Genomic DNA, 24,255 nt, shown 5'->3' on the forward strand with positions numbered 1-24,255 from the left:
CGGTGTGGGTGCGGTTGACAGTTTCATAGTGTTTCGGTGGTCATAGCGTGAGGGAAACGCCCGGTTACATTCCGAACCCGGAAGCTAAGCCTTACAGCGCCGATGGTACTGCAGGGGGGACCCTGTGGGAGAGTAGGACGCCGCCGAACAAATTTTGAGAAGAACCCCCGCCGGAATTCCGGCGGGGGTTCTTTGCGTTGTGCCCGATTTCCGTCGAGGTGCTTCCCCGGGCAAGTATGGGATTGTTGTCCGAGCGGGAATGCCGCCCGATTCGGCGGCGGAGTACCTTGCCCAGGGCCCCGAGAAGTGCCGGGAAAGGCCTTTGAAGGCATTGGACAGGCGCCCTGGTGGGGGTGGTCCATCACCTGTCGAAAGGCGCTCAAAAGCCCCGCCACCGGATCGGTGGCGGGGCTTTTTCGTGCTTCCCGGGTGGGTCCGGGAACCTTTGTCAGAGGCGGCCGGCGGCCTTGAGGGCGAGGTAGGTGTCGGCCAGGGCGGGGGCGACCGAGGCGGGCGGGGCGTCGATGACGGTGACGCCCGCGCGGGTGAGGCGGTCGGCGGTGAGGCGGCGGTCGGCGCGGGTCTGTTCGGCGGCCGCGGCGCCGTAGACGGCCTCGACGGTGCCGCGGCCGGCGGCGAGCTCGTCGAGGTGGGGGTCGGAGACCGAGGCGAGGACGACCTCATGACGCTTGGTGAGCAGCGGGAGCAGGGGGAGCAGGCCGTCCTCCGCCGGGGCCGCGTCGAGTCCGGTGAGCAGGACGATCAGCGAGCGGTGCGGCGCCATCTTGAGCGCGGTGGCGACCAGCGAGCGCATGTCGGTCTCGTGGAGGGCGGGTTCCAGGACGGCCATCGCGTTGGTGAAGGCGGGCAGGATCTCGTTCGGGGAGCGGCCGGCCACCGAGACGCGCTTGCGCAGGTCGTGGGCGAGCAGGTCGACCCGGTCGCCGGCCTTGGTGGCGAGGGCGGTGAGCAGGAGCGCGGCGTCGAGGGAGGCGTCCAGGCGGGGTGCATCGCCGACCCGGCCGGCCGAGGTGCGGCCGGTGTCGAGGACGACGAGGATGTGCCGGTCGCGCTCGGGGCGCCAGGTGCGGACGGCGACGGTGTGACGGCGGGCGCTGGCCCGCCAGTCGATGGAGCGGACGTCGTCGCCGGGCAGGTACTCGCGCAGCGAGTCGAACTCGGTGCCCTGGCCGCGGGTCAGGACGGAGGTCCGGCCGTCGAGTTCGCGCAGCCGGGCGAGCCGGGAGGGCAGGTGCTTGCGGCTGGCGAACGGGGGCAGGGCGCGGACGGTCCAGGGGACGAGGTGCGAGCCCTGGCGGCCCGCCAGGCCGAGCGGGCCCAGCGAACGGATCGTCACCCTGTGGGCGTGGTGGTCCCCGCGCCGGGTCGGGGTGAGGACGGTGATGACGCGGCGCCGCTCGTGGCCGGGCACGCGCAGGGTGTGCCGGGAGGCGGCGGTCTCGGTGCCGGGTCGCCAGGCGGACGGGGCCCAGGCGTCGCGGATCCGGGCGCGCAGGGGGCGTCCGGCCGGGTTGGTGACGGTCAGTTCGACCGCGGCGGGCTCGCCGAGCCGTACCGTGGTGTCGCCGCCCCGGGTGATCCGCAGGCTGCGGACGGGGGCGGCGAGCAGCAGGTCGACGACGACGCCGAGCAGGACCGCACCGGTGACGGCGCCGATCCCGGCCCAGGAGGGCAGCAGCAGGCCGGTGACGAGGGCGCCGAGCGCGGCGAGCAGGGCGGTTCGCCCGGTGAGGGCCATGCGGTGCGTTCCTTCGTCGGGACCGGCGGTGAGCCGGCCGGAGGGGCGAGCGGGCGGGGCGGGCCGGCGCGGGTGAGCCGACGCGGGTGGGCCCCGGCGCGAATGGGCTCAGCGCGGGGCGGGCGTCTGGGCGAGCACCGCCTGGATGACGGAGTCGGCGGTGACGCCCTCCATCTCGGCCTCCGCGCGCAGGGCGACGCGGTGCCGCAGGGTGGGCAGGGCGAGTGCCTTGACGTCGTCGGGGGTGACGTAGTCGCGTCCGGCCAGCCAGGCCCAGGCGCGGGAGGCGCCGAGCAGGGCGGTCGCGCCACGCGGGGAGACGCCGATGGAGAGCGAGGGCGACTGCCGGGTGGCCCGGCAGAGGTCGACGATGTACGCGAGGACCTCGGGGGAGACGGTCAGCTTGGCGATCTGCGCGCGGGCGGCCGCGATGTGCTCCGGTCCGGCGACCGGGCGGACGCCGGCGCCGGCGAGGTCGCGCGGGTCGAAGCCGGCGGCGTGCCGGGCGAGGACCTGGAACTCCTGGTCGCGGTCGGGCAGCGGGAGGATCAGCTTCAGCAGGAAGCGGTCGAGCTGGGCCTCGGGCAGCGGGTAGGTGCCCTCGTACTCGACGGGGTTCTGGGTCGCGGCGACCAGGAATGGCACCGGCAGCGGGCGGGGTTCGCCGTCGACGGTGACCTGCCGCTCCTCCATGGCCTCCAGCAGGGCGGCCTGGGTCTTCGGCGGGGTGCGGTTGATCTCGTCGGCCAGCAGCAGGTTGGTGAAGACCGGGCCGGGCTGGAAGGAGAACTCGGCGGTGCGGGCGTCGTAGACCAGCGAGCCGGTGACGTCGCCGGGCATGAGGTCGGGGGTGAACTGGATGCGCTTGGTCTGCAGGCTCAGCGCGGTGGAGAGGGTGCGGATCAGCAGGGTCTTGGCCACGCCGGGGACGCCTTCGAGCAGCACGTGGCCGCCGCAGAGCAGGGCGACGACGAGGCCGGTGACGGCGGCGTCCTGGCCGACGACCGCCTTGGCGATCTCGGCGCGCAGGGCGGTCAGCGCCTCGCGCGGGTCGGTGAGCCGCGGGTCGCCGGGCGTGGTGGTGCCGAGGGTGCCGGGGGTGGCGGGTGCCGTGCCGGGGGTGATGCGGAGCTGGGTGGTGGCCTTCTCGGTCACGGCTTGCGTACCTGCCTTTCGAGGGCGTCGAGGTCGTCGGCGAGCCGCAGCAGCGCGGCGTCGTCGGTCGGGGGCGGGCCGTACAGGAGGGCCCGTACGTCCCCGGCGGACCGCTCGGGGAGGCGGTCGGCGACGGCCGCGCAGAGAGCGGTGGGGTCGGGCGCGCCGGCCACGGGCGGGACGCCCAGGGCGGGGGCGATGCGGTGCGCGGCGGCGCGGCGCAGGACGTCGGCGGCGCGGCCGCGGGCCTTCGCCCGGCGGTAGAGGCGGGCGCGGCCCTCGGTGGTCTCGGAGGCGCGGACCACCACGGGCAGGTTCTCGCCGACGACCGGGCCGAGGCGCCGGGCGCGCCAGAGCGCGGCCAGCACGACGGCGACGGCGAGCTGGTAGCCGGCCCAGGTCCAGCCCTCGGGGATGTAGTCCTGGAAGCTCTTCCGGCCGCCCTCGGCGACCGGGACGGTGTAGTCGGGCAGGTGCCAGGCGACGTGCGGCCGGGCGCCGAGCAGGCCGAGGCCGAGGGCGGCGTTGCCGTCCTTCTTCAGCAGCTCGTTGGTGAGGAACGCGCTGCTGCCGAGGACTACGACGTCGGTGTCGCGGCCGGTGGGGACGGTGACGACGGGGTAGCCGTGGCCGCGCGGGTAGCAGCCCTCGCCGCGGCTGCCGGCGGTGTAGAGCAGGCCGCCGACGTGGGCGCTGCCGGCCCGGACGGCCTCCGGCAGGGAGCAGCCGGGGTCGGTGCTGCGGACGCGGGCGTAGGGGGCGCCGCCGTTCTCGTCGGACAGCCGGACACCGGGGGCGAGCGCGCTGAGGGCGGCGGGGCCGGGGGAGACGAGGACCAGCCGGCCGTGCCGGGCGGCGGCGACGGCGGCCAGCTGCTCGGGGGTGAGCAGGTCGGGTTCGGGCAGGACGAGGGTGTCGGCGGTGGCGGGGCGGGCGGTGGGGTCGGTGGTGAGGTCGACCTTGAGGCCCTGGCGCTGGAGCAGGGCGACCACGGCGTGGCTGCCGGTGGCGTCGTACGAGCGCGGGTCGAGCGGCGGGTACCGGCGTTCCCCGTTGGCGGCGGCCAGCACGACGGCGGCGAGCAGGGCGAGCACGACGGTGAGCAGGTACCAGCGGGCGCGCCGCCACAGGCTGCGGCCGGTGGCGGCGAGGCTGGTGCCGGCCGGGGCGGGCCGGGGTGCGGGCGTCGCGGGGGGCGCCGTCGGTGGGGCGGGGGTGGCGCTGGTCATGCGGCTCCTCCGGCGGCCGGGGCGAGGACCGGGCGGGCGCGTTCGAGGGTCCGGTCGAGGTCGCGCAGCAGCTGGTGGGCGGCCTGGTCGGCGGTGCGCTCGCCGTAGGCGATGTCGTCGAAGACGCGGGCGGCCGCGACGAGCGCGGCGGCGTGCTCGGGCAGCGCGCGGCCGGCCTCGGCGGCGGCCTCGTCGGCGGTGCGGCCGGGGCGGGGGTCGAGCAGGGTGCGTTCCTCCAGGCCGCGGACCAGGGCGCGCATCTGCTCGCGGACGGCCTCCGCCCACCGGCCGGCGGCGGCGTGCCGCTCGGCCTCGGCCCGGTGCTCGGCGGCGCTGCGGGGGCCGGCGCCGGCGAAGACGCCGAGGTCGGTGCGGGCGGCCCGCTTGGGCGCGCCGAGCCGCCACCAGAGGGCGGCGCCGATCACCAGGGCGACCACCAGGAAGAGGACCAGCCCGGTGGTGCCGGTGGTGCCGCCGCCGGCGAGCGCGCCGAGCGCGTCGTCGATGCGGTCCAGGACCCAGTTGACGACCCGCTCCTGGATGCTCGGGTCGTGGCGGTGGTAGTCGGCCTTGACCAGTTCGTCGCGGGCCGCGTCACGGGCCGCGTCGCGCGGTGTCGTGACCGGGGCCCCTCCCGCGAGCACGACGATCTCCCCCCAGGTCGCCATCGGGTTCAGAACCTTGCCGGGGTTGGGCCGGCCTGGCCGCCCCAGCCGGAGCCGCCGTGCTCGGGCAGGCCGGCGGCGCGGGCGAGCTCGATGTCGAGGGCCTCCCGGCGGATCCGCTGGTCGACGTAGAGCAGCACGCCGATGGTCGCGGTGAAGGGGAGCGTGATGGTGGAGGACAGGATGCCGCCGATGGCGACGGTGACCAGCATGGCGGTGGGCATCGAGGCGGTGCCGCCGGCGTCGATCTGGTCGGTGAAGTCGCCCCAGCCCAGCACCATGCCGATGACCGTGAACGGGGTGGCGATCACGCTGGAGACGATCCAGGCGATCACCGTGCTGAGCAGGGTGATGCCGAAGATCCGCCACCAGGAGCGGCGGACGAGGCGGCGGGAGCGGGAGAGGGCGGCGATGACGCCCTGCTTCTCCAGCATGAGCGCGGGCGCGGCCAGGCTGAGCTGGATCCCGAGCCAGCAGACGACGGGCAGGCTGAGCAGTCCGACGAGGACGAGCAGGGCGGTGATCGCCGGCTCCTGCGCCCCGGCGACGGCGTAGCCGATCAGCGGGGCGAAGGCCAGTAGGACGATGCCGCCGAGGATCAGGCCGTTCAGCAGGGTGAGGCCGACGAGCTGGAGCATCCGGGGCTTGGCGTCGCGCCAGGCCTCCCCGAGCGTGACGGACTGCCCGAGGATGGCGCGGCTGACCACCATGGTCAGCAGGGCCGAGGCGATCACGCCGAGCAGCCAGGCGAGCGGCAGGCTGACCAGGGAGGTCAGCACCGGGGTGAGTTCGGCGGTGTCGCCCTGGACGGCGAGCTGGGCGCCGAGCGCGACGCCCTGCTGGACCACGGCCACGCCGAAGGAGAGGCCGAGGGCGACCCGCCAGTGCTTGCGGACGGTGGAGACGGCGCCGTCGAGGATCTCGCCGAGCCCGAGCGGGCGCAGCGGGATGACGCCCGGCTTGGGGCTGGGCGGCGCGCCCCAGCCGTACTGCCCGCCGGGCGGCCCGTACGGCGGCTGCGGCCCGAACGGCGGCTGCTGGCCGTACGGCGGCGGCTGCTGCCCGTACGGGGGCTGCGGGGCGCCGGGGGCGGTGCCCCAGGCGGGCGGGGTGTCGTGGGGTGGTGCCGACGGGCCGGGCACGGCGGAGGGCGCGTCGGCCGGGGGCCGGGCACCGTCGCGGGACGGCTCGGACGAGCCGGGCGAGGCCCAGCCCGGGGTGTCGGTCATCACTGCTCCTCGGAGGGCGTCAGGGTTTCGCGGCGCCGGGTGGATCTTCACGTGGGCGCAGCGCCCATCGTGTCATGGTGGTCGGACGCGCCCCAGGGGGATCCGGTTGCTGAACGGCAACGGCCGCTCCGTGGACGGCCGGTGGGTGCGCCGGGGGGCTCCGGGGGTGCCCGGGGCAGGGTATTTCGCCCGGTATGGCCGGAAATCGCCGGGTCGCCAGTTGGCCGTTCTGGAGCAATGGGACTGCTGTGCGGCAGGTCACAATCCGGTAATGAGAAGATGGACCCATGAAGGGACGCGTCCTCGTCGTTGATGACGACTCCGCACTGGCCGAGATGCTCGGCATTGTGCTGCGTGGTGAGGGTTTTGAGCCGTTTTTCGTCGCGGATGGGGACAGGGCGCTAGCCGCGTTCCGGGAGACCAAGCCCGACCTGGTCCTGCTTGACCTCATGCTGCCCGGCCGTGACGGCATTGACGTCTGCCGGCAGATCCGGGCGGAGTCCGGGATCCCGATCGTCATGCTGACCGCCAAGACCGACACGGTCGACATCGTGGTGGGTCTGGAGTCGGGTGCCGACGACTACGTGACCAAGCCGTTCAAGCCCAAGGAACTGGTGGCCCGGGTGCGCGCCCGGCTGCGCCGTGCCGAGGAGCCGACTCCGGAGCAGCTGACCATCGGCGATCTGGTGATCGACGTGGCCGGTCACTCGGTGAAGCGGGACGGGCGGGGCATCCCGCTGACCCCGCTGGAGTTCGACCTGCTGGTCGCGCTGGCCCGTAAGCCCTGGCAGGTGTTCACCCGCGAGGTGCTGCTGGAGCAGGTCTGGGGCTACCGGCACGCGGCGGACACCCGGCTGGTGAACGTCCATGTGCAGCGCCTGCGCTCCAAGATCGAGAAGGATCCGGAGCGCCCCGAGATCGTGGTGACCGTCCGCGGCGTCGGCTACAAGGCCGGGCCCAGCTGACGTGAGCGACCAGTCCGACGAGACCCCGGCGGGTGCCGAGACCGACGGGGGCGGCTCCGCCGTGCGCGGGGACGTGCTGAGTTCGACCGTCCGCAGCCGCCGGCGGCGCGGGCCGGCGGCGCTGTTCGCGCCGGTGATCCGTCAGTTGCGCCGCCCCGTGAACCGGGTGGCGGCGCTGTACCGGCGCTCGATCCAGCTGCGGGTGGTGGCGGCGACCCTGCTGCTGTCGGTCCTGGTGGTGCTGGTGCTGGGTGTCGTCGTGGTGGCGCAGGTGCGCACCGGGCTGCTGGACACCAAGCGGGCCGCGGCGCGCGACCAGGCGATCGCGGGCTTCCAGACCGAGATCAAGAAGATCGACGAGGCGAAGGACCTGCGGCTGCGGACCGGCGTGGCCGCCGACCCGGCCACCGAGGAGCCCGGCACCTGGCTGCTCCGACAGGTCGGTGAACTGGCGGCCAGCGGGCAGAACGTCTACTCGGTGATCGCGATGCTGCCGAGCACCGGCCAGACGGTGCAGCCGGACCGGGCCAGCCTCGGCCCGCGCTACTCGGGCGACATCTCGCCGGACAGCGTCCCGGCCGCCCTGAAGGCGCGGGTCGCGCAGGAGGCCGGCCAGACCTTCAGCCAGCCCACCCGGATCCAGCGCTCGGACAGCGGCGGGAAGACCGAGCCCGGTCTGGTCTTCGGCCAGCAGTTCGTCGGCCCGGACGGCAGCAGCTACCAGCTGTACTACGTCTTCTCCTTCGGCCAGGAGACCAAGACCCTCAACCTGATCACCGGCACCCTGGCGACCGCCGGCGTGTTCGTGGTGATCATGATGGGCGGCATCGCCTGGCTGGTGGTGCGCCAGGTGGTGACCCCGGTCCGGATGGCCGCCGGGATCTCCGAGCGGCTGGCCGCCGGGCACCTCGAGGAGCGGATGAAGGTCACCGGCACGGACGACATCGCCCGGCTCGGCGAATCGTTCAACCGGATGGCCAACGCGCTGCAGGCGCAGATCCGCCAGCTGGAGGAGCTGTCCCGGGTGCAGCGGCGCTTCGTCTCGGACGTCTCGCACGAGCTGCGCACCCCGCTGACCACCGTCCGGATGGCCGCCGACCTCATCTACGACAGCCGCGAGGACCTGGACCCGATGGCGGCCCGGTCCGCCGAGCTGCTCCAGGGGCAGCTGGACCGCTTCGAGTCGCTGCTCGCCGACCTGCTGGAGATCAGCCGGTTCGACGCGGGCGCGGCCGTCCTGGACGCCGAGCCGGTGGACCTGCGTGAGATCGTCGGCCGGGTGGTCGAGGCCGCCGATCCGCTGGCCCGGGCCAAGGGCAGCGCGGTGGTGATCCGCGGCGACGGCGAGCCGGTGGTGGCCGAGGTCGACTCCCGGCGGATCGAGCGCATCCTGCGCAACCTGGTGGTCAACGCGCTGGAGCACGGCGAGGGCCGGGACGTCGTGGTCCGGCTGGGCTCGCAGGACGGCGCGGTCGCGGTCGGCGTGCGGGACTACGGCATCGGCCTCAAGCCGGGCGAGGCGTCCCGGGTGTTCCACCGCTTCTGGCGGGCCGACCCGTCCCGGGTGCGGACCACCGGCGGCACCGGCCTGGGCCTGTCCATCGCGGTCGAGGACGCGCATCTGCACGGCGGCTGGCTCCAGGCCTGGGGCGAGCCGGGCGGCGGCTCGCACTTCCGGCTCACTCTGCCGCGCACCCGCGGCGGCGAGATCAGCCGGGCGCCGTTCCGGCTGGAGCCGGAGGACTCGCGCAACAACCGGGGGCTGGGCACGTACGGGACGCCGTACCGGCGGGCGATCCGCCCGGGCGGCTCGACCGCGCTGGCCGCGGCCGAGGAGTTGGCCGTCCCGGAGACCCCGGAGGCCTCCGGAGCCGGTTTCGGCAGCGGGCTGGGCGGTGTGCTGAGCATCGGCCCGGGTCTCGGCCGGCGGCTGCCGGACGCCCCGCGGGCCGACCCCTCGGACGTCCTGCCGGCCGGTGCCGGGTACGGTGCGACCGGCGCGCAGGTCATGGTGGACACGGCGCCGGGCCGGCCGTCGGTGGCGCAGCGGACCGCGCGGCCGGACGAGGCCGCCGGGGCGGACGGCACGGGTGGAACGGACACGGAGGGGTCGCGGGGTGCGAAGGACCAGCGGCAGGACTGAGCCGCGGCTGGCCGGGGTGGCCGGCGCCCTGCTGGGCGCCCTGCTGGCCGGCGGCTGCGCGGCGATGCCGGATTCCGGCGGCGTCACCAAGATCGAGCTGTCCAAGAGCTCGGCGGACAAGAACCTCCAGGTCAGGGTCTTCCCGGTGGAGCCCGCCAAGGGGGCCGCGCCGCCGGAGCTGCTGGCCGGGTTCCTGGACGCGCTGACCGCCGACGACAGCTACGGCACGGCCCGCAAGTACCTGACACCCGCCGCGGCGGCGCGCTGGAACGCGGAGGCGGGCGTCACGGTGCTCGGCGGCGGGCCGAGCCAGGGCCGCGTGGACGTGACCGACGCCGACACCGAGATCTCCGTCCCGGTCCGCGGCCAGGTGGTCGCCGAGGTGGACGAGCGGCACTCGTACCGCATCCAGGATCCGCGGAACTTCGAGACCGACTTCTCCTTCAAGAGGGAGAAGGGGGGCGAGTGGCGGATCGACCAGCTGCCCGACGGGCTGGTCCTCAACGAGGTCAACTTCCGCAACAGCTACCGCCAGGTCGACCGGTACTTCTACACGGCGCCGGACCCGTCCGCGCCGTCCGCCGCTGCGGCGACCAGCCAGGACGTGCTGATCGCCGACCCGGTCTACCTGCGGCGCCGAATAGACCCGCTGGGCTCGGCCGCCAACGCGGTGGTCACCGGGCCGTCGACCTGGCTCGCCCCGGTGGCCCGCTCGGCCTTCCCCACCGGGACGAAGGTGGAGGCGGTGAGCCTGGACGACAACCGCACCGGACACGTGTCGGTCAGCGGGGTCGACCTGGGCAGTGCCACCGCCTGCCGCCGAATGGCGACCCAGCTCCTCTACACGCTCGCCGACCAGGGGACCGGACAGGTGGACCGGCTGGAGCTCAAGGGCCAGCACGGCGGCCCGAGCTGTCTGGCGAGCCGCGCCGACGAGCCCGCGATCGGCCCCGGCTCGCTGGCCGGGCAGATGGCCACCCGGCAGTTCTACCAGCGCGAGGACGACGGCGTGCTGTACGAGTCGCACGGCGGTGACTTCGCGGGCGATCCGGTGCAGGGGCCGTTGGGGCGCCCGCAGCAGTCCGGCAAGCGGCTCGGCCCGATCGCGGTGGCCCGGGACGGCGAGCACGCCGCGGCGATCAGCGGGGACGGCCACCAGCTCTTCACCGTGCCGTTCCTGGACGGCCTGGCGGCGATGCCGCAGCCGGTGCTGACCACCCAGAGCCGCGCGGGGGCGAACGACGGGCTGACCTCGCCGACCTGGGACGGGCGGGGAGACCTCTACGTGGTGGACCGCGACCCGCAGGGCCCGAAGGTGTTGTTGGTGCGCGACAAGAAGGTCGTCGAGGTGCCGGTGGTCGGCCTGGGAAACCGGTCGGTGCAGGGCATCAAGATCTCCTCGGACGGGACCCGGGTGGCCCTGCTGCTCAAGGAGGGCAAGGACAGCAAGGAACAGCAGCTCTGGCTGGGGCTGATGGTCCACGAGGGCACCAAGGACGCGCCGACCGCGAAGATCACCGGTCTGCGGCTGGCCAACCCGGTGTTCCAGGAGGTGACCTCGGTCTCCTGGGCCGAGGCGGACCAGTTGCTGGTACTGGGCAAGGAGAAGGACAAGCTGCAGCAGCTGCACTACGTCAGCACGGACGGGTCCCAGAACACCGACGCGCGACTGCAGAGCGGCGGCGAGATGGTCACGGTCGCCGCGTCGGAGTCCCGGGTGAACGGCGGGGGCGGCAGCGCGCCGCAGGTGCCGCCGGTGCTGGCGCTGCAGGAGGCGAAGGGCAAGCTGTACCGGCTGGTCAACAACCAGTGGCGGGAGCTGGTGCTGCAGTACCGGGCCTCCTCGTTCATCTACCCGGGCTGACCGCCGGGTCCGCCGGCCCCGGCGGGCCGGTCCGCGCCGGCCGCCGCGACGGTGGCGGCCGCGCGGGGCGGCAGGCCGACGGCGGACAGCGCCCGGGCCGCCTCGGCGAGGCTCGCGCCGGTGGTCACCAGGTCGTCCACCAGGACCGGCCGGAGCGCGGGCGGGCGGTGGCCGAGGGGCCGTACGGTGAGCGCGCCGTGCAGGTTGCGCCGGCGCTCGGCGGCCGGCAGCCCGGCCTGGTCGGCGACCGGTCGGGTGTGGCGCAACAGCGGTGCGGCGCGGGCGTCCAGGCCCTCCCGGCGCAGGGTCCGGGCGGCGGCCTCGGCCAGCCGCAGGGTCGGGTCGTGGCCCCGGGCGCGCACGGCCGCCCGGGCCGAGGGCACCGGGACGAGCAGCAGCGGGACCTGCCCGGTGTCCGGGCCGAGCGTGGAGCGCACCGCCCGGGCGAGGGCCTCCCCGAGCGGGCCGGCCAGCCTGAGCGCGCCGCGCTCCTTGTGGGCGAGCAGCAGCCGGCGGACCGGGCCGTCGTACGGCGCGGCGGCGTGCGCCCAGGGCAGGGCGGCGGAGGGGGTCGGCCGCGCGGTGGCGAGGATGCGCCGGCAGCCCGGGCACAGTTGGCCGCGGTCGGCGCCGCAGCCCGCGCAGGGCGCGGGGAGCAGCACGTCGAGCAGACCGGCCAGGGCGTGGGCGAACGGCCCGCGGGCGGACTGCGGTTGCGGCGGTGCGGAGGTCTTCGGCACGACAGCTCCTCCCGGCTCAGGAACGGAGAGTGAGCAAAGAATGCGCCGTACGGGGGGTGTTGTCCAGGTATTTACCTGTGTTTCACTCGCAGGAGGGTAGACAGGGGGCTACAGCTTGACCGCCAAGCCCCATTGGTCCGTCATACCCGAACTCTCCGCTGGGGAGGCGAAAACTCCCTGTGAGGTGTTCGATAAGCCCCAGGGGGTTTCAAACGTCCCTGGTGGGGAGGAAGTGAGGTGAGGGCCAGTCGTTCCCACCGTTGCCGGTGGGACGGAGGGCCGGCGGAAGGATTGGCTGGTCCGGCTGGTCTCAGCGCGGTCCGGTAGCACCCGGACCGGCGACAGAACGAGGGATCGGAGTTCTGCGTGGACATCGTTGTCAAGGGCCGCAAGACCGAGGTGCCCAAGAGGTTCCGGGATCACGTGGCCGAGAAGCTGGAGAAGGTCCAGAAGTTCGACACCAAGGCGATCAGCCTCGATGTCGAGGTGTCCAAGGAACACAACCCGCGGCAGGCCGACCGGTCCGACCGCGTGGAGATCACTCTCCGTACCCGTGGCCCGGTGATCCGGGCCGAGGCCGCCGCCGCGGACCCCTACGCGGCGCTCGATCTGGCCTCGGCGAAGCTCGACGCCCAGCTGCGCAAGTCCGCGGACCGGCGTCGGGTCCACAAGGGCGGCAACGGCCGCACCCCGATCAGCGTCGCCGAGGCGACGGCGGCCCTGGCCGCGCTGCCCGAGACGAAGCCGGCGGAGAGCGGCACCAACGGAGCCGTCCGCAAGACCATGATGGGAACCCTGGAAGTGGAGGGCGAAGGCCCGCTGGTGGTCCGGGAGAAGACGCACCCGGCCGCCCCGATGGCGCTCGACCAGGCGCTCTACGAGATGGAGCTGGTCGGTCACGACTTCTACCTCTTCGTGGAGAAGGACAGCGGCCTGCCGAGCGTGGTCTACCGCCGGCACGGTTACCACTACGGCGTGATCCACCTGAAGGCCGACGGCTCGACCGTCGAGGGCGGCGGCGCCGGCGGTGCGATCGGCGCGGGTGACGACGAGGACTGACCGTCCGAGCAGCATGGGAGGGTGACCCCGGTGGCCGGTGCCGCCGGGGTCACCGGCGTTCCGGGGCCGGCCCGGTCCGGTGCCGGGCGGCCGCGCAGGTCACCCGATGCGGGGCAATCGGCGCCGGAGGGTGATCGCAGGGCCCTTTGGCCGTGGAATGATTGGCGCACGACGACCGGCGACGGGGGAGGAGCGGATGGGGGATCACTTCGGGCTGGGGCCCGCAACGGGGCCGGTCACGGGGGTGTCGCCCGGCCCGGGGGCGGAGCCCGAGTACGCCTCCCCGCGGCGGGAGCCGATCCGCGTCCTGGTGGTGGACGACCACGCGCTGTTCCGCCGAGGCCTGGAGATCGTGCTGGCCGAGGAGGAGGACATCACGGTCGTCGGCGAGGCCGGGGACGGCGCCGAGGCGGTGCTCAGGGCCGCCGACCTGCTGCCGGACATCATCCTCATGGACGTCAGGATGCCGCGCCGCAGCGGGATCGAGGCCTGTACCGCGATCAAGGACGTCGCGCCCAGCACCAAGATCATCATGCTGACGATAAGCGACGAGGAGGCCGACCTCTACGAGGCGATCAAGGCGGGTGCCACCGGGTACCTGCTCAAGGAGATCTCCACCGACGAGGTCGCCACCGCGATCCGCGCGGTCGCCGACGGGCAGTCCCAGATCAGCCCGTCGATGGCGTCCAAGCTGCTCACCGAGTTCAAGTCGATGATCCAGCGCCGCTCCGACGAGCGGGAGTTGGTGCCCGCGCCGCGGCTGACCGACCGCGAGCTGGAGGTGCTGAAGCTGGTGGCCACCGGGATGAACAACCGGGAGATCGCCAAGGAGCTGTTCATCAGCGAGAACACCGTGAAGAACCACGTGCGCAACATCCTGGAGAAGCTGCAACTGCACTCCCGGATGGAGGCCGTGGTGTACGCGATGCGGGAGAAGATCCTCGAAATAGGGTGAGCGCGGGGCCCGCCGGGCCCCGCCCCCGCCGCGCTCAGCCGAGCAGCTTCTCCAGTGCCGGGCGGAGCGCCTCGTCGTGCAGCGCCTCGACCCGGACGCTGTCGCAGCCCACCCAGGACGCCGCCTCGCGCAGCGCCCCGGCGAGCGCCTCCAGGTGCCGGGGGGAGTCCAGCGAGACCTGACGGGCCACCAGCGTCCGCCCCTCGCGGGCCGGATCGACCCGGCCGACCAGCCGCCCGCCGGTCAGCAGCGGCATCGCGAAGTAGCCGTGCACCCGCTTGTGCTTGGGCGTGTAGGCCTCCAGCCGGTGGAACATGCCGAAGATCCGCTCGGTGCGCGGGCGCTCCCAGATCAGCGAGTCGAACGGCGAGAGCAGCGTGGTGCGGTGGCGCCCGCGCGGCGCCGCGGCGAGCGCCGCCGGGTCGGCCCAGGCCGCGCCCGGGGAGCCGTCCGGGCCCCAGCCGGCCACCTGGACCGGGACCAGGCCGGATTCGGGCAGCGCCGCGTCCAACTGGTCGGTGCGCAGCCGGTGGTAGTCCAGCAGGTCGGCCCGGGTGGCCACGCCGAGGGCCGCGCCGGACTGCGCGACCAGGGTGCGCAGGCAGTGCTCGTCGTCCGGCTCGGCCGCGAACAGCTCGGCGGGGATCGCCTGTTCGGCCGGCGCGTAGACGCGCTTCCAGCTCCGGCGCTCGGTGCAGACCACGTCGCCGAAGGCCAGCGCCCGCTCCACCGCGATCTTGGTGTCGGACCAGTCCCACCACTCGGCGGTCCGCTTGGCGCCGCCCAACTCGGTGGAGGTGAGCGGGCCCTCGGCGCGCAGCCGGTCGAGCACGGCGCGGTAGGTGGCCGCGTCGACCTGCTTGCCCCAGACGTGGGCCTTGGCGCGGTAGTGGCGCCGCCGGAAGGCGAACAGCGGCCACTCCTCGACCGGCAGCACGCAGGCCGCGTGCGACCAGTACTCGAAGCTCGCGCCGGAGCCCCAGTACGCCGTCTCGACCGCCGGGCGGCCGACCGCGCCGAGCCGGGCGTACGGGACCAGTTCGTGGGAGCGGGCCAGCACCGAGATGGTGTCGAGCTGGACGGCGCCCAGCCGGCGCAGCACCCCGCGCACGCCGCCGGGGCGGTCCGGGGCACCGAGCAGTCCCTGGGCGCGCAGGGCGATTCGGCGGGCGTCGTCGGCGCCGAGGACGGTCACCGGGGCGGGGGTCGAGGCGGTCATGCCGGCGAGCCTAGGCGGGGGCACCGACAACCGGCCCCGGCCGTCCGGGCCCGGCTGTTCGGCCGGTGCCCGGGCGTTCAGTCGGGGAGGTCCCCGGCGAGCAGGGAGGCGATCCAGGTGTCGAGGAACCGCCCGCGCTGCTCGGAGTAGGAGCGCAGGGTGCCCTCGAAACGGAAGCCGACCTTCCCGGCCACCGCGCGGGAGCCCTCGTTGCCCACGTAGGCGAGCCACTCCAGGCGGCGCAGACCCAGCTCGCGCAGGCCGTAGCGGGCCACCGCGGCGGCGGCCTCGACGGTGTACCCGCGGCCGCGGAACTCCTTGGCCGCCCACCAGCCGACCTCGGCGGCGCCCGGCCGGCCGGCACAGGCCATCAGCCCCTGGCTGCCGACCAGCGCGCCGGTCTCGCGCTCGAACACGCACCAGACCAGGTTCTCGCCGGTCCGCCAGCCGTCGATGGCGAGGTCGTGGACGAAGTACTCGGCGTCCTGGCGGCGGTACGGCGACGGGACGACCGTCCAGCGCTGGATCTCCTCGTCCTGGCAGGCGGCGAAGACGGCGTCGACGTCGCCCTCGCACGGGGCGCGCAGGACCAGGCGGTCGGTGGTGAGGACGACGGGCTCCGTCGGGTGCGGCGAGTTCTGCTTCGGCTGCTCATCCATGGACGGATTATTCCGTATAGAGATAAGTCGGAGCATCCGATTAACGGGTCGGCGCGTTCAACTGGACGGACGCCCGACCGTTTTGCCCCGGTGCGAGGGACTATCGTCGGAAGTGCTCGCGCGGGTGACACGGGAATACCGTGCTGACGCACCTCCCGGGGCATTGGGCTCCTCGCATACGATGGCCCGTGCGGTGGGGTGGATCCACCGTGCAGTCGTCCAGTGCCAATCCAGGCAAGGAGCCCGCTCACGTGTCCGTCTTCGACAAGATCCTGCGCGCCGGCGAAGGCAAGATCCTTCGCAAGCTGCAGCGGATTGCCGCCCAGGTCAACTCCATCGAAGAGGACTTCGTCAACCTCACCGACGCCGAGCTGCGCGCACTGACCGACGAGTACAAGCAGCGCCTTGCCGACGGCGAGAGCCTGGACGACATCCTCCCCGAGGCGTTCGCCACCGTCCGCGAGGCCGCCAAGCGCGTGCTGGGCCAGCGGCACTACGACGTCCAGATCATGGGCGGCGCCGCGCTGCACCACGGCTACGTCGCCGAGATGCGCACCGGTGAGGGCAAGACCCTGGTCGGCACGCTGCCCGCGTACCTCAACGCGCTCACGGGCAAGGGCGTGCACCTCATCACGGTCAACGACTACCTCGCCGAGCGCGACTCGGAGTGGATGGGCCGGGTGCACCGCTTCCTCGGCCTCGAGGTCGGCGTGATCCTCGGCAGCATGACGCCGGCCGAGCGCAAGCGCCAGTACGGGATGGACATCACGTACGGCACCAACAACGAGTTCGGCTTCGACTACCTGCGCGACAACATGGCCTGGTCGAAGGACGAACTGGTCCAGCGCGGCCACTACTTCGCGGTGGTCGACGAGGTCGACTCGATCCTCATCGACGAGGCCCGCACCCCGCTGATCATCTCCGGCCCGGCGGACCAGGCGACCAAGTGGTACGCCGACTTCGCCAAGCTGGTGCTGCGCCTGAAGATCGACCGCGACTACGAGGTCGACGAGAAGAAGCGCACCGTCGGCATCCTGGAGGAGGGCGTCACCCGGGTCGAGGACTACCTCGGCATCGACAACCTCTACGAGTCGGTGAACACCCCGCTGGTCGGCTTCCTGAACAACGCCATCAAGGCGAAGGAGCTGTACAAGGCGGACAAGGACTACGTCGTCATGAACGGCGAAGTCATGATCGTCGACGAGCACACCGGCCGCATCCTGGCCGGCCGCCGCTACAACGAGGGCATGCACCAGGCGATCGAGGCCAAGGAGGGGGTGGAGGTCCAGAACGAGAACCAGACCCTGGCCACCATCACCCTCCAGAACTTCTTCCGCCTGTACGACAAGCTGGCCGGCATGACCGGTACCGGCACCACCGAGGCGGCCGAGTTCCACCAGATCTACAAGCTCGGCGTGGTGCCGATCCCGACCAACAAGTCGCCGCTGCGCATCGACCAGCCCGACCTGATCTACAAGTCGGAGCCGGCCAAGTTCGCGGCCGTGGTCGAGGACATCGCCGAGAAGCACGAGAAGGGCCAGCCGGTGCTGGTCGGCACCGTGTCGGTCGAGAAGTCCGAGTACCTGTCGCAGGAGCTGCGCAAGCGCGGCATCCCGCACGAGGTGCTGAACGCCAAGCACCACGAGCGCGAGGCGCAGATCGTCGCCCAGGCCGGCCGCAAGGGCGCCGTCACCGTCGCCACCAACATGGCCGGCCGCGGTACCGACATCATGCTCGGCGGCAACGCCGACCACCTCGCGGCCGCCGAGCTGGCCCAGCGCGGGCTCTCCGCGGTGGACACCCCGGAGGAGTACGAGGCCGCGTTCCCGGCCGCGCTGGAGAAGGCCAAGGCCGCGGTGAAGGCGGAGCAGGACGAGGTCAAGGAGGCCGGCGGCCTCTACGTCCTCGGCACCGAGCGCCACGAGTCCCGCCGGATCGACAACCAGCTGCGCGGCCGTTCCGGCCGTCAGGGCGACCCGGGCGAGTCCCGCTTCTACCTGTCGCTGGGCGACGACCTGATGCGCCTGTTCAAGGCCGGCATGGTCGAGCGCGTGCTCTCGATGGCCAACGTGCCCGAGGACGTGCCGATCGAGTCGAAGATGGTCACCCGGGCCATCGCCTCCGCGCAGACCCAGGTCGAGCAGCAGAACTTCGAGATCCGCAAGAACGTCCTCAAGTACGACGAGGTGCTGAACCGCCAGCGCGAGGTCATCTACGGCGAGCGCCGCCGGGTGCTGGAGGGCGAGGACCTCCAGGAGCAGGTCGGCCACTTCATGGACGACACCGTCGAGGCGTACGTCCGGGCCGCCACCGGCGAGGGCTTCGAGGACGACTGGGACCTCGAGAAGCTCTGGACCGCGCTCAAGCAGCTCTACCCGGTGACCGTGAACCTGGAGGACCTGGAGGAGGAGGCCGGCGGCACCGCGGGCCTCACCCCGGAGTTCCTCACCAAGGTCGTCCAGGAGGACGTCCAGGCGCAGTACGGCGCCCGCGAGGACCAGCTCGGCACCGAGATCATGCGCGAGCTGGAGCGCCGGGTCGTCCTGTCGGTGCTGGACCGCCGTTGGCGCGAGCACCTCTACGAGATGGACTACCTCCAGGAGGGCATCGGCCTGCGGGCCATGGCGCAGCGCGACCCGCTGGTCGAGTACCAGCGCGAGGGCTTCGACATGTTCACCGCGATGATGGAGGGCATCAAGGAGGAGTCCGTCGGCTACCTGTTCAACCTGGAGGTCCAGGTCGAGCAGCAGGTCGAGGAGGTCCCGGTCGAGGACGCCGCGGTCATGCTCGACAAGCTCGAGAAGGACGCCGCCCGCCCGGAGATCAAGGCCAAGGGCCTGGAGGCCCCCAAGCCGCAGCGGCTGCACTACACGGCCCCCTCGGACGAGGTCGGCGGCGGCGTGGTCGAGGGCGACTTCGAGGACCTCGGGGCGGAGGACGAGAGCGACGGGCTGACCCGCGCCGAGCGCCGCAAGGCCGCCAAGTCGGCCAAGGGCCGTCGCCGCAAGGGCTGAGACGAGGCGGGCGGCCGGTCCGGGTTCCGGACCGGCCCGCCGCCGGGCAGGGCGCCGCTCCCGTACGGGGGCGGCGCCCCGCGCCGTTTCCGGGGCCGTCGAGGGCGGCAGCGGGGTGCGGGCGGCGGTCACCGGGCCTCCACGGCGGTGCACTGCCACTGGCCCGAGGGGCCGCGCGGCTCCAGCCGGAACGCCACCATGTGGTGCCGATGGCCCAGGTCGACCCGGACGCAGGCCTCGACGGCGCCCGGCGAGGGCGAGCGGTCGTGCACCGGGCCGAGCCGGGGCCGTACGCCGGCGGGTGTCCGCCGCAGGGTGCCGGCCCGGACCAGGGCGGAGAGCTGGCCGTAGCAGGCCAGCGTGGTGTGCCGCAGCAGCTGCCCGGACGGCCGGGCGCCGGTGAGCACCTCCACCAGCCGGTGGGCGAACCGGGTGCTGAGGCCGTCCAGCGGCCCCTGGGCGGTGGTGCACGCGGCCCGGGGGTGGCGGGGCCGGCGCGGGGGCGCCGGGCGGTGGTCCCGGGCGGTGCCGCGCGGGCGGTACGGGCGTGCGGAGAGCACGGCGGGCGGGGCGAGGGGCGGTGCGGAGCGGTTCGGGCACGGGGTCATGGGCCTTCCTCGGGGGCGGTCGGCGCGGACGCTCGGCGCGGAGCCGGGGGCCGGCGTCCGGTGGAAGCGGTGGTGCGGGTACGGACGGGTCCTTGCTAGCGGTCGCCCGCCGGGGGCGGCAACGGGTTTGCGGCGGGCTCCCGGACGGCTCCGAAGTTCACCTATCCGGGTGAGCCGGCCCGTGCGGCGGCAGACCCCCGGACACCCCCGCCGGACCGGGGTTGACGCGCCGGGGAGGCCGGGACGGCCCGAAAGGGGACGGTCCGTTGGACAGGACGGGCGTTGCGCCCCCGGCCGTTCCGCGCGCAGGATCGAAGGCCGGGCCGTACGCCCCCGCAGGGTGTCCGCCCGGCACCGCGGCACCACCACCGCCCCGACGACGACAGGCGGCCGGTATGACGACATGGGTATCCGGGACACGTCCGGCGCCGCCTTCGGCCGGGGGCGCTCCCCGGTGCGGCCTGGTCCTGGGCGGCGGCGGCATGCTCGGCGCCGCCTGGACGGTCGGCGCGCTGCGCGCCGTCGAGGAGGCGACCGGCCGGCCGCCGGGCGACGCGGAGGTGCTGCTCGGCACCTCGGCGGGCGCCATCCTCGGCGCGCTGCTCGCGGGCGGGGCGGACACCGGTCAGCTCGGCGACCACCAGCGGGGCCTGCCGGTCTCCGCCGGGCCGCTGGCCGGGATCGACTTCGACTACGACACGGCGGTCGGCGGCGCGCTGCCGCCGCGGCCCCGGGCGGGCATCGGCTCGCCGGGCCTGCTGCGGGACGCCGTCCGGCACCCGCGCACCTACCCCTGGCTCACCCTGGTCTCGGCGATGGCGCCGCACGGCCGGGGCTCGCTGGCGTCGGTGGGCGCGCTGGTCGGCGGCCTGTTCCAGGGCGCCGACGGTCCGGGCGGCTGGTCGGGAGGCCCGGCGCTGCGGGTCGTCGCGGTGGACTACCGCAGCGGCCGCCGGGTGGTCTTCGGCGACCCCGGCGCACCGCCCGTCCGGGTCGACGAGGCGGTGATGGCCTCCTGCGCGATCCCCGGCTGGTTCCCGCCCGTCCCGGTCGGCGGCACCGAGTACGTGGACGGCGGCTGCTGGTCGGCCACCAACGCCGACCTGCTGCTGGACCGGGGCCTGGACGAGGTGTACGTGCTCGCCCCGATGGCGCTGCGGCCCGATCCGCCGGGGCGCTCGGAGCCCGACGGCGGCGCGTCCGCCCTCGAGCGCGCCCGGCGCGTGCGGGACCGATCGCACGCCCCGCGCGAACGGGACCGTCCGAGCCGGGTGCTCGCCCAGCTGGTCGCCCGCTACCGCCGGACGGTGACCCGCCGGCTGCTGGGCGAGGCCCGGCTGCTGCGGGCGAGCGGCGTGCGCGTCCACCTGCTCGCCCCCACCCCCGCCGACCTGGCGGTGATGGGCCCGAACATGATGGACCCGGCCCGCCGCGGACCGGTCCTGGAGAGCGCCCTGGAGACCTGCCGCCGCTCCCTGGAAACCGCGCGCTGACCGCCTCCGGGAGGACGGGCCGCCCGGGCCGCGGGTGCGCGGGTGATCACGGCCCGCCGTCCGGCGCCTATTCTTGGGGGCGCTGGAAGCTGTGCCGCTGGACGAACCGGAGAGTGCCACCGATGCGCGTGTACGTGCCCACCACCCTGACCGCCCTGGCGGCGGCGCACTCGGGCGGCGCGCTGGAGCAGTCCGCGGCGTACGCCGTGACGCCCGCGCTGCGCGAGTGGTACGTCAGCGACGACCTGGAGGAGCTGGAGTACGCGGCCCTGAACCGGGCCGCCCAGTCCTCGCTGCGCCTGCTGGCCGCCGAGCCCGCCGCCCCGCGCCGCCGCGTCGTCGTGGCGCTCGACATCGCCGACTCGGCGGTGAAGCCGTTCCCCGGCGACGAGTACCAGGACCAGGCCTCGCTCGGCCGGGTGGTGCTGGCCGGCCCGGTGAAGCTCGCCAAGGCGGCCGCGGTGCACGCGGACGTCTCCGACGGGGACGTGGTGGCCGACGTGGCGGCGGCCGTCGAGGCGGTGGCGGCCGCGGACGCGGGCGACCAGGACGCCCAGTTCACCGTGGACGGCGCCGAGGACCACGACCTGCTCTGGTTCGCCACCCAGGAGATCGCCGCCCTGCTGGCCCGACCGGCCTGAGCCCGGCCCGCCCGGGGCAGTGAATTCCGTCCTACCGGTCCGCCGGTGCCCGGCGTTACCGTTCAACGCGTGCGCACTCACATCGTCTGGGACTGGAACGGAACGCTCTTCCACGACATGGAGGCGGTGCTCGGAGCGAGCAACGCCGCCTTCGCGACCATCGGCGTGGGCCCGATGACGCTGCAGGAGTACCGCGAGCAGTACGAGATCCCGATCCCCCGGTTCTACCAGCGCCTGCTCGGCCGGCTGCCCTCCGACGCCGAGTGGCTGCGCCTGGACGACGCGTTCCACGACCGCTACCGCCTGCTGAGCGCCGCCTGCGGCCTCACCGAGGGCGCCCGCGAACTGCTGGACGGCTGGCGGGCGGCCGGGCGCAGCCAGTCGCTGCTGTCCATGTACGAGCACGACCGGCTGCTGCCGGTGGTCGAGGGCTTCGGCCTGACCGGGCAGTTCCTGCGGGTGGACGGGCGCAGCGGCCCGGCCGGCGGCCAGAAGGCCGAGCACCTGGTCCGGCACCTGGCCGCGCTCGGCGAGCAGGTGGAGCCGGCCCGCACGGTGCTGATCGGCGACGCCGCGGACGACGCGCTGGCCGCGCTGGACGCGGGCGCGCACGCGGTGCTGTACACCGGCGGCTCGCACACCCGGGAGAAGCTGGAGCCGGTCGGCGTGCCGGTGGTGGACACCCTGGCGGAGGCGGTGGAGCTGGCCGGCCGGCTCACCGGCTGAGCCGCCCGCGGGCCCGCGCACGGCGCCGGGCGTGGCGCGGACCACGTCCACCGTTGGCGTGTCCGGGCGGGCGAAGCGGCCCGCCGCTGGTCAGGCTGGACGGGTGCCGGGCCCGTCGTCGGAACGGGCCGGCCGCCGTGACGAGGAGCGGAGCCCGCCATGCCCATCGACGCAGTCACCCAGGTCCCGGTCCCGGGCAACGAGCCGGTGCTCGGCTACGCGCCCGGAAGCCCGGAGCGGGAGCGTCTGGTGCGCCGACTGGACGAGCTGGCGGCCGAGCAGGTCCCGCTGCCGATGACCATCGGCGGCGAGCAGCGGTTCGGCGGCGGCGAGCGGATCGACGTCGTCCAGCCGCACCACCACGCGGCCAAGCTGGGCGTGCTCGGCAACGCCACCCGGGAGGACGGGCGGGCCGCGGTGGACGCCGCGCTGGCGGCCGGGCGGGAGTGGCGGGCGCTGTCCTTCGACGACCGGGCGGCGGTGTTCCTGCGCGCCGCCGACCTGCTGGCCGGGCCGTGGCGGGAGACGCTCAACGCGGCCACCATGCTCGGGCAGTCCAAGACGGCGCAGCAGGCGGAGATCGACTCGGCCTGCGAGCTGATCGACTTCTGGCGCTGGAACGTGCACTTCGCCCGGCAGATCCTGGCCGACCAGCCGGTCTCCTCGCCGGGGGTGTGGAACCGCACCGACCACCGCCCGCTGGAGGGCTTCGTCTACGCGATCACCCCGTTCAACTTCACCGCGATCGCCGGCAACCTGCCGACCGCGCCCGCCCTGATGGGCAACACGGTGGTGTGGAAGCCCGCGCCGGCCCAGATGCTGGCCGCGCACCACCTGATGCGGCTGCTGGAGGCGGCCGGCCTGCCGCCCGGGGTGGTCAACCTGGTCACCGGCGACGGGCAGCAGCTGTCCGCGGTGGCGCTCGCCGACCCCGCCCTGGCCGGACTGCACTTCACCGGCTCGACCGCGACCTTCCGCTGGCTCTGGCAGAGCATCGGCGCCAACATCGGCGGCTACCGGGCGTACCCGCGGATCGTCGGCGAGACCGGCGGCAAGGACTTCCTGCTGGCGCACCGCTCGGCCGACCCGGAGATCCTCAAGGCCGCCCTGATCCGCGGCGCCTTCGAGTACCAGGGCCAGAAGTGCTCGGCGCTCTCCCGCGCCTACCTGCCGCGCAGCCTCTGGCAGCGGATCAAGGACGACTTCCTCGCCGAGGTGGACGCGCTGGCCGTCGGCGACGTCACCGACCTGTCGAACTTCATGGGCGCGCTGATCGACCGGCGCGCGTTCGAGAAGAACCGGGACGCCATCGACCGGGCCAAGGCCGACCCGACGGTGGAGCTGGCGGCGGGCGGCCAGTACGACGACGCGATCGGCTGGTTCGTCCGCCCGACCGTGCTGGTCTCCTCGGACTTCCGCAACGAGATGTTCCGCACCGAGTACTTCGGCCCGATCCTGGCCGTGCACGTCTACGAGGACTCCCGCTGGGACGACGTGCTCGGCCGGGTCGACGCGGGCGCGCCGTACGGGCTGACCGGCTCGGTGGTCGCCCAGGACCGCTACGCGATCGCGCAGGCGGTGGAGGCGCTGCGGTTCGCCGCCGGGAACTTCTACATCAACGACAAGCCGACCGGCGCGGTGGTCGGCCAGCAGCCCTTCGGCGGCGGCCGGGCGTCGGGCACCAACGACAAGGCGGGCGCCGCGCAGAACCTGCTGCGCTGGACCTCCGCCCGGTCGATCAAGGAGACGTTCGTCCCGCCGACCACGTACGTTCATCCGCACATGGGCTGAGCGTCCACGCTCCGCACACGGACCGCGAACGGCGCTCCGCACGAAGTTTCGGCTTTCGGCGCAAACCGGCAGGCTGATTGGACAAGCTGTCCAGGACGGCCCGATCTTCCTCCAGGTTTGCGCCTGCTTGTCCCCTGACACCTTCGATTGATCCCGTTAGGCTGGCTGGCGTCGTCGGGTGGCTCCGCAGGCCGAACGTCTCGTCCTACCCGCTGCAGAGGTGTTTCATGCGCGCCATGGGCCCTTTTCAGCAGGGTGGTGCGGCAGGATTTGCGGGAACCCGGCGGTGCGAAGCGAGACCACCACCGAGTCACGCAACGGCGCGCGACAGGAGCCAAGAA

At 73.9% G+C, this 24,255-nt stretch carries 19 protein-coding genes and 1 rRNA gene; 11 read left to right on the forward strand and 9 right to left on the reverse strand.

Features of this window, described 5'->3' with window-relative positions:
• Positions 1 to 32: 32 nt before the first annotated feature.
• Positions 33 to 149, forward strand: a 5S ribosomal RNA gene (gene rrf / locus ACFCLZ_RS24145).
• A gap of 299 nt (positions 150 to 448) precedes the next feature.
• On the opposite strand, the gene ACFCLZ_RS24150 is transcribed toward rrf, so the two are convergent.
• From ACFCLZ_RS24150 to ACFCLZ_RS24170, 5 genes are all read right to left on the reverse strand, one after another.
• Complete coding sequence (locus ACFCLZ_RS24150) at positions 449 to 1,759, reverse strand: DUF58 domain-containing protein (protein ID WP_380279172.1); 1,311 nt, start codon at positions 1,757 to 1,759, stop codon at positions 449 to 451.
• A gap of 108 nt (positions 1,760 to 1,867) precedes the next feature.
• Positions 1,868 to 2,797, reverse strand: a complete 930-nt coding sequence (locus tag ACFCLZ_RS24155; RefSeq protein ID WP_380286254.1) for an AAA family ATPase — start codon at positions 2,795 to 2,797, stop codon at positions 1,868 to 1,870.
• A 113-nt stretch (positions 2,798 to 2,910) separates the two neighbouring features.
• A complete protein-coding gene (locus ACFCLZ_RS24160) occupies positions 2,911 to 4,143 on the reverse strand; it encodes a DUF4350 domain-containing protein (protein ID WP_380279174.1) in 1,233 nt (410 codons plus the stop codon).
• Entirely contained in the window at positions 4,140 to 4,811 is a 672-nt protein-coding gene (locus tag ACFCLZ_RS24165) for a DUF4129 domain-containing protein (protein WP_380279176.1), read from the reverse strand. The genes ACFCLZ_RS24160 and ACFCLZ_RS24165 overlap by 4 nt, the downstream gene beginning before the upstream one ends.
• Positions 4,812 to 4,816: 5 nt before the next feature.
• The gene (locus tag ACFCLZ_RS24170) at positions 4,817 to 6,037 is read right to left on the reverse strand and encodes a hypothetical protein (RefSeq protein WP_380279177.1); all 1,221 of its coding nucleotides are present in this window, start codon (positions 6,035 to 6,037) and stop codon (positions 4,817 to 4,819) included.
• Between the two features lie 287 nt (positions 6,038 to 6,324).
• On the opposite strand from ACFCLZ_RS24170, the gene mtrA reads away from it, so the two are divergent.
• Genes mtrA through ACFCLZ_RS24185 form a run of 3 tightly spaced genes read left to right on the forward strand, consistent with a single transcriptional unit; the run spans position 6,325 to position 11,009 of the window.
• On the forward strand, positions 6,325 to 7,002 hold the full coding sequence (gene mtrA, locus ACFCLZ_RS24175; RefSeq protein ID WP_380279179.1) for an MtrAB system response regulator MtrA: 678 nt from the start codon (positions 6,325 to 6,327) through the stop codon (positions 7,000 to 7,002).
• Between the two features lies 1 nt (position 7,003).
• Positions 7,004 to 9,145, forward strand: a complete 2,142-nt coding sequence (gene mtrB, locus ACFCLZ_RS24180) for an MtrAB system histidine kinase MtrB (RefSeq protein ID WP_380279181.1) — start codon at positions 7,004 to 7,006, stop codon at positions 9,143 to 9,145.
• A complete protein-coding gene (locus tag ACFCLZ_RS24185; protein ID WP_380279183.1) occupies positions 9,120 to 11,009 on the forward strand; it encodes an LpqB family beta-propeller domain-containing protein in 1,890 nt (629 codons plus the stop codon). The genes mtrB and ACFCLZ_RS24185 overlap by 26 nt, the downstream gene beginning before the upstream one ends.
• On the opposite strand, the gene ACFCLZ_RS24190 is transcribed toward ACFCLZ_RS24185, so the two are convergent.
• A complete protein-coding gene (locus ACFCLZ_RS24190; RefSeq protein WP_380286256.1) occupies positions 10,997 to 11,668 on the reverse strand; it encodes a ComF family protein in 672 nt (223 codons plus the stop codon). The two genes, ACFCLZ_RS24185 and ACFCLZ_RS24190, sit on opposite strands and share 13 nt — an antisense overlap.
• Positions 11,669 to 12,115: 447 nt before the next feature.
• On the opposite strand from ACFCLZ_RS24190, the gene hpf reads away from it, so the two are divergent.
• Both hpf and ACFCLZ_RS24200 read left to right on the forward strand, forming a co-directional pair.
• The gene (hpf, locus tag ACFCLZ_RS24195; protein ID WP_376089678.1) at positions 12,116 to 12,808 is read left to right on the forward strand and encodes a ribosome hibernation-promoting factor, HPF/YfiA family; all 693 of its coding nucleotides are present in this window, start codon (positions 12,116 to 12,118) and stop codon (positions 12,806 to 12,808) included.
• 196 nt (positions 12,809 to 13,004) lie between these two features.
• Positions 13,005 to 13,763, forward strand: coding sequence for a response regulator (locus tag ACFCLZ_RS24200; protein WP_380279184.1), 759 nt, complete (start codon positions 13,005 to 13,007; stop codon positions 13,761 to 13,763).
• Positions 13,764 to 13,797: 34 nt separating this feature from the next.
• Here ACFCLZ_RS24200 and ACFCLZ_RS24205 read toward each other — a convergent pair whose 3' ends face one another.
• Both ACFCLZ_RS24205 and ACFCLZ_RS24210 read right to left on the reverse strand, forming a co-directional pair.
• A complete protein-coding gene (locus ACFCLZ_RS24205) occupies positions 13,798 to 14,982 on the reverse strand; it encodes a winged helix-turn-helix domain-containing protein (RefSeq protein ID WP_380279186.1) in 1,185 nt (394 codons plus the stop codon).
• Between the two features lie 77 nt (positions 14,983 to 15,059).
• Positions 15,060 to 15,641 carry a GNAT family N-acetyltransferase gene (locus ACFCLZ_RS24210; protein WP_380279188.1) on the reverse strand — a complete coding sequence of 194 codons (582 nt, stop codon included), beginning with the start codon at positions 15,639 to 15,641 and terminating at the stop codon, positions 15,060 to 15,062.
• A 251-nt stretch (positions 15,642 to 15,892) separates the two neighbouring features.
• Between ACFCLZ_RS24210 and secA the strand changes: the two genes are divergently transcribed.
• On the forward strand, positions 15,893 to 18,655 hold the full coding sequence (gene secA / locus ACFCLZ_RS24215; RefSeq protein ID WP_380279190.1) for a preprotein translocase subunit SecA: 2,763 nt from the start codon (positions 15,893 to 15,895) through the stop codon (positions 18,653 to 18,655).
• 128 nt (positions 18,656 to 18,783) lie between these two features.
• Here secA and ACFCLZ_RS24220 read toward each other — a convergent pair whose 3' ends face one another.
• A complete protein-coding gene (locus ACFCLZ_RS24220; protein ID WP_380279192.1) occupies positions 18,784 to 19,263 on the reverse strand; it encodes an Rv3235 family protein in 480 nt (159 codons plus the stop codon).
• A gap of 395 nt (positions 19,264 to 19,658) precedes the next feature.
• Between ACFCLZ_RS24220 and ACFCLZ_RS24225 the strand changes: the two genes are divergently transcribed.
• The 4 genes from ACFCLZ_RS24225 (at position 19,659) to pruA (ending at position 23,914) form a co-directional block, all read left to right on the forward strand.
• Positions 19,659 to 20,756, forward strand: a complete 1,098-nt coding sequence (locus tag ACFCLZ_RS24225; protein WP_380279194.1) for a patatin-like phospholipase family protein — start codon at positions 19,659 to 19,661, stop codon at positions 20,754 to 20,756.
• 122 nt (positions 20,757 to 20,878) lie between these two features.
• The gene (locus tag ACFCLZ_RS24230) at positions 20,879 to 21,397 is read left to right on the forward strand and encodes a DUF6912 family protein (RefSeq protein WP_380279195.1); all 519 of its coding nucleotides are present in this window, start codon (positions 20,879 to 20,881) and stop codon (positions 21,395 to 21,397) included.
• Positions 21,398 to 21,466: 69 nt separating this feature from the next.
• On the forward strand, positions 21,467 to 22,123 hold the full coding sequence (locus ACFCLZ_RS24235) for an HAD family hydrolase (protein WP_380279197.1): 657 nt from the start codon (positions 21,467 to 21,469) through the stop codon (positions 22,121 to 22,123).
• A gap of 165 nt (positions 22,124 to 22,288) precedes the next feature.
• A complete protein-coding gene (gene pruA, locus ACFCLZ_RS24240) occupies positions 22,289 to 23,914 on the forward strand; it encodes an L-glutamate gamma-semialdehyde dehydrogenase (protein WP_380286257.1) in 1,626 nt (541 codons plus the stop codon).
• Positions 23,915 to 24,255 lie beyond the last annotated feature (341 nt).

The sequence above is a fragment of the Kitasatospora purpeofusca genome, assembly GCF_042691725.1.
Lineage (GTDB): Bacteria > Actinomycetota > Actinomycetes > Streptomycetales > Streptomycetaceae > Kitasatospora > Kitasatospora purpeofusca_B.

Coding starts and splice junctions, on each gene's coding strand:
- ACFCLZ_RS24150 (WP_380279172.1), bottom strand. CDS start 1,759: ATGGCCCTCACCGGGCGAACCGCCCTGCTCGCCGCGCTCGGCGCCCTC.
- ACFCLZ_RS24160 (WP_380279174.1), bottom strand. CDS start 4,143: ATGACCAGCGCCACCCCCGCCCCACCGACGGCGCCCCCCGCGACGCCC.
- ACFCLZ_RS24165 (WP_380279176.1), bottom strand. CDS start 4,811: ATGGCGACCTGGGGGGAGATCGTCGTGCTCGCGGGAGGGGCCCCGGTC.
- ACFCLZ_RS24170 (WP_380279177.1), bottom strand. CDS start 6,037: ATGACCGACACCCCGGGCTGGGCCTCGCCCGGCTCGTCCGAGCCGTCC.
- mtrA (WP_380279179.1), top strand. CDS start 6,325: ATGAAGGGACGCGTCCTCGTCGTTGATGACGACTCCGCACTGGCCGAG.
- ACFCLZ_RS24200 (WP_380279184.1), top strand. CDS start 13,005: ATGGGGGATCACTTCGGGCTGGGGCCCGCAACGGGGCCGGTCACGGGG.
- ACFCLZ_RS24205 (WP_380279186.1), bottom strand. CDS start 14,982: ATGACCGCCTCGACCCCCGCCCCGGTGACCGTCCTCGGCGCCGACGAC.
- ACFCLZ_RS24210 (WP_380279188.1), bottom strand. CDS start 15,641: ATGGATGAGCAGCCGAAGCAGAACTCGCCGCACCCGACGGAGCCCGTC.
- ACFCLZ_RS24220 (WP_380279192.1), bottom strand. CDS start 19,263: ATGACCCCGTGCCCGAACCGCTCCGCACCGCCCCTCGCCCCGCCCGCC.
- ACFCLZ_RS24225 (WP_380279194.1), top strand. CDS start 19,659: ATGACGACATGGGTATCCGGGACACGTCCGGCGCCGCCTTCGGCCGGG.
- ACFCLZ_RS24230 (WP_380279195.1), top strand. CDS start 20,879: ATGCGCGTGTACGTGCCCACCACCCTGACCGCCCTGGCGGCGGCGCAC.